6 protein-coding genes are annotated in these 7354 nt (G+C 66.2%); 2 read left to right on the top strand and 4 right to left on the bottom strand.

Features of this window, described 5'->3' with window-relative positions; all coding sequences use genetic code 11:
* The first annotated feature begins 236 nt into the window (after positions 1 to 236).
* Positions 237 to 1319 carry a pyrimidine utilization protein A gene (gene rutA / locus AB7O82_RS33980; protein WP_428621389.1) on the top strand — a complete coding sequence of 361 codons (1083 nt, stop codon included), beginning with the start codon at positions 237 to 239 and terminating at the stop codon, positions 1317 to 1319.
* Positions 1320 to 1493: 174 nt separating this feature from the next.
* Here the strand turns inward: rutA (AB7O82_RS33980) and AB7O82_RS33975 are convergent, their stop codons facing one another.
* The 4 genes from AB7O82_RS33975 to AB7O82_RS33960 all read right to left on the bottom strand — a co-directional run bounded on the left by AB7O82_RS33975 (position 1494) and on the right by AB7O82_RS33960 (position 5985).
* A complete protein-coding gene (locus AB7O82_RS33975) occupies positions 1494 to 2681 on the bottom strand; it encodes an ABC transporter ATP-binding protein (protein WP_428553988.1) in 1188 nt (395 codons plus the stop codon).
* Entirely contained in the window at positions 2674 to 3522 is an 849-nt protein-coding gene (locus AB7O82_RS33970; RefSeq protein WP_428553991.1) for an ABC transporter permease, read from the bottom strand. The genes AB7O82_RS33975 and AB7O82_RS33970 overlap by 8 nt, the downstream gene beginning before the upstream one ends.
* Positions 3523 to 3733: 211 nt before the next feature.
* Positions 3734 to 4630 carry an ABC transporter permease gene (locus AB7O82_RS33965; RefSeq protein ID WP_428553999.1) on the bottom strand — a complete coding sequence of 299 codons (897 nt, stop codon included), beginning with the start codon at positions 4628 to 4630 and terminating at the stop codon, positions 3734 to 3736.
* A gap of 50 nt (positions 4631 to 4680) precedes the next feature.
* The gene (locus tag AB7O82_RS33960) at positions 4681 to 5985 is read right to left on the bottom strand and encodes an ABC transporter substrate-binding protein (protein ID WP_428553993.1); all 1305 of its coding nucleotides are present in this window, start codon (positions 5983 to 5985) and stop codon (positions 4681 to 4683) included.
* 252 nt (positions 5986 to 6237) lie between these two features.
* Here AB7O82_RS33960 and rutA (AB7O82_RS33955) point away from each other — a divergent pair, with 252 nt between their 5' ends.
* On the top strand, positions 6238 to 7323 hold the full coding sequence (rutA, locus tag AB7O82_RS33955; protein ID WP_428621388.1) for a pyrimidine utilization protein A: 1086 nt from the start codon (positions 6238 to 6240) through the stop codon (positions 7321 to 7323).
* Positions 7324 to 7354: the final 31 nt, after the last annotated feature.

Here is a 7354-nt window from a genome sequence, read left to right as displayed (position 1 = left end):
TCGGAGGGGGAGAGCCCGGTCGAGATTTCTCCGATTCCGACGTCGGACTCAAAGAGATCTCCACTGCGGCAATTCCCCCTCCGCCCCGTATAACGGGGCGCCTCCCCCGATTACGCGGGAGGGATTTGAGAATGCCATGTGCCAACCTCGGCCGCCGCCGCCGGACCGCTGGCATGCTGCTTGCTGTACTGGGCGGCGAACGACCTCGACCCCGACCCCGCGTACAGGAGCGTCTGATGGATATCGGCGTATTCATCCCGATCGGCAACAACGGCTGGCTGATCTCGACCACCTCGCCGCAATACATGCCGACCTTCGAGCTCAACAAGCAGATCGTGCTGAAGGCCGAGCACTATGGGCTCGATTTTGCCCTGTCGATGATCAAGCTGCGCGGGTTCGGCGGGAAGAGCGAGTTCTGGGACCACAACCTCGAATCGTTCACCCTGATGGCCGGCCTGGCGGCGGTGACCCAGCGCATCCAGCTCTATGCCTCGGTGGCCGTGCTGACCATCCCGCCGGCCATCGTGGCGCGCATGGCCTCGACCATCGATTCGATCTCGGGCGGCCGCTTCGGCGTCAACATCGTCTCGGGCTGGGCCAAGGACGAGTACGAGCAGATGGGCCTGTGGCCGGGCGAGGCGCACTTCGCCAACCGCTATGATTACAGCACCGAGTACGTCACCATTCTGCGCGAGCTGTGGGAAAAGGGCTCGTCCGACTTCAAGGGCGAGTACTTCCAGATGACGGACTGCAAGCTCTCCCCGCGTCCGCAGGCCGACATGAAGATCGTGTGCGCCGGCCAGAGCCCGCGTGGCATGGAGTTCGGCGCCACCTACGGCAACTACAACTTCACCCTCGGCAAGGGCGTCAACACGCCGACGGCGCACACCCCGACCAACCTCGCCATGCAGTCGGCGGCAGCGAAGACCGGCCGCGACGTCGGCAACTATGTGCTGATGATGGTGATCGCCGACGAGACCGACGAGGCGGCGATGGCCAAGTGGCGCCACTACAACGAAGGCGCCGACATGGGCGCGCTGTCCTGGATGTCGGGCCAGGCCAACGCCGATCCCAACGCCGCCGAGGGCGGCACCGCCAAGGCGATCTCCGCGCCCGAAGGCGCCATCAACTTCAACATGGGCACGCTGGTCGGCTCCTACGCCTCGGTCGCCCGCATGCTCGACGAGGTCGCGACCGTGCCCGCCACCAAGGGCATCATGCTCACCTTCGACGACTTCCTGATCGGCATGGAGCAGTTCGGCCAGCGCATCCAACCCCTGATGCAGACCCGGCGCGAGAAGCTGAAGGCGGTGGCGTGATCATCTCGCCTCCCGCGTCTTACGGGGGAGGTGCCCCGTCATACGGGGCGGAGGGGGAAAGCCTCAGTCGAGATGCTTCCGAATCCGACGTCGAAACTTCATGAACCTTGCATGCGGCTCTCCCCCTCCGGCCCTACGGGCCACCTCCCCCGATGACGGGGGAGGCAAAGAGAGTCACCGCGCCGCCACGGCGCTTCGCGCCGGTGCCGGATCCTGTTGCGGCAGGCCGTCGTCCAGGAGCTTGACGTCGGAGGCCGACCAGCGGGCGACGACCTTGTCGCCGATGTCGAGCGGGTTGGCGAAGAAGGTCTCGTCCGGCATGTGGGCGACGAACTCCTCGTTGTCGGCGAGGTCGAGGGTCACCTTCACGTAGGAACCCTGGTTCTCGATGGTGTGGACCTCGCCCGCCACGCTGTTCAGCCCGGCCGCCGGCCTGGCGCCGGGCGCCAGCCTCTCGACCACGATGCGGTCGCGGCGGATCGAGCCGTAGAGCTTCGACCCGCGCGCCGGCCGCAGCTCGCCCACGGGGAAGGCGAAGCGGGCGCCGCTCGGGCTGGCCACGGCCGCGGTGCCGTTCATGAGGCTCTCGACGCTGCCCGCGAGCACGTTCTGGCCGCCGACGAAGCGCGCCACGTAGGCGCTTTTCGGGGCGACGAAGATGTCGCGTGCGCTCGCGGCCTGCTCGATGCGGCCCTGCGTCATCACCACCACCGTGTCGGCGACGGCGATCGCCTCGAGCTGGGTGTGGGTGACATGGATGAAGGTGATGCCGAGCTCCTTCTGCACGCGGCGCAGCTCGCCGCGCATGCGCAGGCGCAGGAACTCGTCGAGCGCCGACAGCGGCTCGTCGAGCAGCAGCACGCGCGGGTTGGTGATCAGGGCACGGGCCAGCGCGACGCGCTGCTGCTGGCCGCCCGAGAGCTGGGCGGGCAGGCGGTCGGCGAAGCTCTCGAGCTGGACCTTGGCCAGGAGCTCGCGCGCCGTGGCGTGGCGCTCGGCGAGGCCGGAGCCGCGCATCTTGAGGGCAAAGGCCACGTTGTCGAGCACGCTGCGATGGGGAAACAGGGCGTAGCTCTGGAACATCATCGCGGTGCCGCGTTCGATTTGCGGCAGGCCGAGCACCGAGCGTCCGCCGATGCGGATGTCGCCGCTGGTCGGCCTCTCGTGGCCGGCGATCATGCGCAGGATGGTGGTCTTGCCGCAGCCGCTGGGACCCAGCAGGCAGCAATAGGCGCCGTGCGGGATGGTGAGGCTCAAGTCGCGCACGGCGACGGTCTCGGCGAAGCGCTTGGTGACGTTGGCGACCACGACCTCGCCACTGCCGGCTGCCCCGTTTGTCCCAGCCCCCATTTTCTCAGCCATGCGACTGCTCCGCCTGCTTGCCGCGCGCCCGGCGGCGCTGGATCGCCGCGATCGAGGTCAGGGCGGCGATGATGACGATGAACGAGACGATCGTGGTCACCGCGCCCACGGCATAGAGCGTCGGCGAGGTGACGTTGGTGGTCATCGCCCAGATCTCGAGCGGCAGCGTGTTCTGGCTGCCGGCGGTCAGCGCGGTGCGCGCCAGCTCGTCGTACGACAGGGTGAAGCCGAACAGCGCCACGCCGATGATGCCGGGCAGCAGCATCGGCAGGGTGACCTCGCTGAAGCGCTGCCAGTTGGTGGCGCCGAGATCGGTCGCCGCCTCCTCGTAGGAGCGGTTGAAGCGGCCCAGCACGGCGAACATGATCAGGAGCCCGAACGGCAGGGTCCAGGTGAGCTGGGCGCCGAGCCCCGTCGTGTACCAGCCGGTCTGCAGGCCGAGCAGGCGGAAGGCAAGCGCAATGCCCAGCCCGACGAACAGGCCGGGCATGATGAGGCTGGCGATGGCGAGATAGAAGGCGAACGCCGAGCCGCGGAAGCGGCGGCGGAAACCGAGGCCGGCCAGCACCGACAGGGCCACGGTGATGATCGCCACCAGGGCGGCGAGCCCGATCGAGCGCACGAACGAGCCCGCGATGTCGCCCACGCGCGTCTGCGAGATCAGGGCGCCGAACCAGTGCAGCGACACGCCGTTCAGCGGGAAGGTCATGCCGCCATTCGGGCCTTGGAACGACAGGATGTAGATCACGATCATCGGCCCGTAGAGGAACAGCACGAACAGGCCGAAGAACGCCGCGAAGGCGTAGAACGTCCAGGGCCTGCCCTCGTCAGAGCCGTGCATGGGCCCACCTCATCGCGCCAGCCCCCTCATCGGGCCAGGCATCCGCATATGAAAAGAAAACCCGTCATCCCGAGCGGAGCCGCCTGAGGGGCGGCGCAGTCGAGGGACGTTTCTTGTCGGTTCTGCAAGAAGAAAGGTCCCTCCACTACGCCTCGCTACGCTCGGCTCCGGTCGGGATGACGGCGTTTTTGTCATATGCGAATGCCTTGCCTCATCGGGCCAGCTCCTTGCGCACGTCGACCAGGCGCAGGATGCCGGCCACCATCAGGGTGACGATGATCACCATGATGACCGCGCTCGCAGCCGCCGGCGGGTACTGCAGGGCCGCGACCTCGTTCTGCAGCGCCGACACGACCGAGGCGCTCTGGCCGCCGCTCATGGTGCGCACGACGAAGGAATCGCCCATCACCAGGGTGACGACGAAGATCGAGCCCAGCGCGATGCCCGTCTTGCTGAGCGGCAGGACGATCTCGGCGACGACGCGGAAGCGTCCGGCGCCGGCGTCGCGCGCCGCCTCGAGCAGGCTCTTGTCGATGCGCGCCATCGAGTTGAAGATCGGCACCACCATGAACAGCGTGAACAGGTGGACGTAGGCCACGATCACCGCGAAGTCGGAGAACAGCAGGAACTCCAGCGGCTGGCTGGTGATGCCGGCGCCTTCGAGCGCCTGGTTGAAGATGCCGTTGCGGCCGAGGAACGGGATCCACGAGATCATGCGGATGATGTTCGAGGTCAGGAACGGCACCGTGCAGACCAGGAACAGGCCGATCTGCCATAAAAGGCTCCTGACGTGGAACACCAGGAAGTAGGCGATGTTGAAGCCCAGCACGAGCGTCGCCAGCCAGACGATCGCGGCGAACTTCAGCGAGCTCAGATAGAGCCGCAGCGTCACCTGCGAGCGGAACAGGTCGACGTAGTTGTCGAGGATGAAGGCCGGGATGATCTCGGTGCGGCTGAAATCGAAGAAGCTGACCGCCAGCACCACCAGCATGGGCAGGCCGAAGAACAGCAGCAGCACGATCACCAGCGGGGCGGTCTGCCACCACGACGCCCGCTCGCCGCTGCGATCGGCGGCGAGCTGCTCGGCGGTCGGCGGAGCGGCCTCCATCGCGCCGTCCGCCGTCTGATTGAGAAGCGCCATGGCCGACGCCGACCCTATCAGGACGAGACGAACTCGTTCCAGCGCCGCGTCAGGTAGCGGTCCTCGTCCATCACCGTGTTCCAGCAGGCGATGTTGCCCATGCGGTCCCAGATCGCGCCGCCATCGCGCACGGTGCCCTTCTTCTCCATCAGGGTGCCGTAGGGGTCCTTGATGTCGACGGCCGCCGGCTTGCCGTCGTACCAGTAGTCCCACTCCTCGGGGGTCAGGAACTTCTTGGCGGTCGTGGGCACGGCCGAATAGTAGCCCTGCTTGGCGATGAAGCCGCCCTGCCAGCCCGAGTTGAACCAGTTCATGTACTCGTAGGCGCAGTCGAGCTTGAGCCCGCTGAGATGGGCCATCGGCGCCAGGCCGACGAACCAGCCGCGATAGCCCTCCTTCAGCGGCACGTAGAAGCAGTCGATGCCGCGCGAGCGCACGGCGGTGACGGCCGGCGACCACATCGACTGGATCACCACCTCGCCCGACGCCATAAGGTTCACCGACTGGTCGAAGGTGCTCCAGAACGAGCGGAAGTGGCCGCCTTTCTTGAGATCGATCATGATCTTGATGGTCTTGTCGATCTCTTCCTTGGTCATGTTGCCCTTGTCGGCGTACTTGAAGTCGCCGCGCGCCTCGAGCGCCATCGCCACGTCGATCACGCCGACCGGCGCGTAGTCGACCAGCGCCGTCTTGCCCTTGAACTTGGGATCGAGCAGGTCCTTCCAGCTCGTGACCTTGTCGCGGCCGCCCACCAGGTCGGGCCGGATGCCGAGCGTGTCGGCGTTGTAGATGGTGGGAATGAAGGCGAGGAAGTCGGTCGGCTTGGTCGCCAGCTTCTTGCCGTCCGCGCCGGTGTAGAACAGCGCCTTGGCGGGCGACAGGCCCTGGTTCGAGGTCTGCCGGCCGTCGGGATAGGCGTTCTTGGTGAACAGCGGGACGGTGTCGTTCCAGTACTTGTACTTCGACACCGGGACGGGCGCCAACGCACCCTTGCCCACCAGGTAAGGCATCTTGGTGCTGTCGATGTTGTTGATGTCGATCGTTTGCGGCTGGGTGAGCGAGCGGTTGAGCTGCACGTCGTCGGTGATCGCCTGCATGATCACCTTGAAGCCGAGATCCTTGGTCGCCTGTTCACCGATCTCCTTGATGGCAGCGTAGGACCCGCCGGCATGGACGAGCGTGATGTCCTTGGCGTTCTGCGCCCACACGGTGGGAAATCCGGCGATCGCCTCGGTTGCGACGACGGCGCCGCCGGCGGCGGCACCCTCGAGCAGACGACGACGATTGAGCTTGTTGGCGGTTTCAGAAGATTTGCGCGCCATGCGACACTCCCGTTCTGATCGGACGGAAAACTGGGCCTTGGAAAATCCCAGTGCCGGAACCGTCGCAAGAATCATGCCGCGAGATCGCAGGCGCGGCGGTGCAGGCTTGTCGACGGTATCCGCAGTGGCAAACGCGACGCTGCTGATTCAATCGTAAGCGATCGAGGACGGCAAGTGAACCTGCTTTGGGCAGCGGCATCGGTCCGGGTCTTGCACGCCGCTGCCATGGGCTCGCGAAGGAGTTCGAACCGCATGGAAATCGGCGTCTTCATCCCGATCGGCAGTAACGGCTGGCTGATCTCGACGACCTCCCCGCAATACCGGCCGAGCTTCGCGCTCAACCGGCGGGTCACGCTCAACGCCGAGCGCTACGGGCTCGACTTCGTGCTGTCGATGATCAAGCTGCGCGGCTTTGGCGGGAAAAGCGAGTTCTGGGACCACAATCTCGATTCGTTCACGCTGATGGCCGGTCTCGCCGCCGTGACCTCGCGCATCAGGCTCTACGCAACGGTTCCCACCCTGGCCGTCCCGCCGGCGATTGCCGCGCGCATGAGCGCCACCATCGATTCGATCTCGAACGGCCGCTTCGGCCTGAACGTCATCACCGGCTGGCAGCGGCCCGAGTATTCGCAGATGGGGTTGTGGCCGGGCGATGACTATTTCGCCCATCGTTACCGTTACGCGACCGAGTACGTGCGGATCCTGCGCGACCTCTGGGAGAGGGGCGTATGCGATCTCGCCGGCGAGTTCTTCACCATGAAGGATTGCCGGCTGAGTCCGCGCCCGCAGGCCGACATGAAGATTATCTGCGCCGGCCAGAGCGACGCCGGCCTGGACTTCACGGCCCGCTACGCCGACTACAATTTCTGCCTCGGCAAGGGCGTCAACACGCCGACGTCGTGCACCGACATCGTGGCGCGCATGCAGGCCGCCGCCGGGCTCACGGGTCGCGCGGTCGCTTCATACGCGCTGTTCATGGTGATCACCGGCGAGACCGACGCCGAGGCCGAGGCGAAGTGGGAGCTCTACAGGCAGGGCGCCGATCTCGAGGCATTGGCCTGGATGGTCGAGCAGGCGGTCGCCGACAGGAACGCGACCGGCGAAAGTAGCGTGCGTCACGCCATCGACCCGCGATCGATGGTCAACATCAACATGGGCCTGCTGCTGGGCTCGCACGCCAAGGTGGCCCGCCTGCTCGACGAGGCGGCGACCATCCCCGGCCTGGCCGGCGTGCTGCTGACCTTCGACGAGTTCGTGAGCGGCACGGAGATCTTCGGCGAGCGCATCCAGCCGCTGATGCAGTGTCGTCAGCATGTCGCCCCGGTGAGGGCAGCGTGAGACTCTCAATCTTCCCCCGTCATACGGGTCG

Source organism: Reyranella sp. (assembly GCF_050185545.1).
Lineage (GTDB): Bacteria > Pseudomonadota > Alphaproteobacteria > Reyranellales > Reyranellaceae > Reyranella.
The sequence above is the reverse complement of the archived record's forward strand: the minus strand, read 5'-3'. Positions and strand labels throughout refer to the sequence as shown.

Bases quoted from the DNA above. Each gene is read 5' to 3' on its own strand.
- rutA (WP_428621389.1), top strand. From the start codon at position 237: ATGGATATCGGCGTATTCATCCCGATCGGCAACAACGGCTGGCTGATC.
- AB7O82_RS33975 (WP_428553988.1), bottom strand. From the start codon at position 2,681: ATGGCTGAGAAAATGGGGGCTGGGACAAACGGGGCAGCCGGCAGTGGC.
- AB7O82_RS33970 (WP_428553991.1), bottom strand. From the start codon at position 3,522: ATGCACGGCTCTGACGAGGGCAGGCCCTGGACGTTCTACGCCTTCGCG.
- AB7O82_RS33965 (WP_428553999.1), bottom strand. From the start codon at position 4,630: ATGGAGGCCGCTCCGCCGACCGCCGAGCAGCTCGCCGCCGATCGCAGC.
- AB7O82_RS33960 (WP_428553993.1), bottom strand. From the start codon at position 5,985: ATGGCGCGCAAATCTTCTGAAACCGCCAACAAGCTCAATCGTCGTCGT.
- rutA (WP_428621388.1), top strand. From the start codon at position 6,238: ATGGAAATCGGCGTCTTCATCCCGATCGGCAGTAACGGCTGGCTGATC.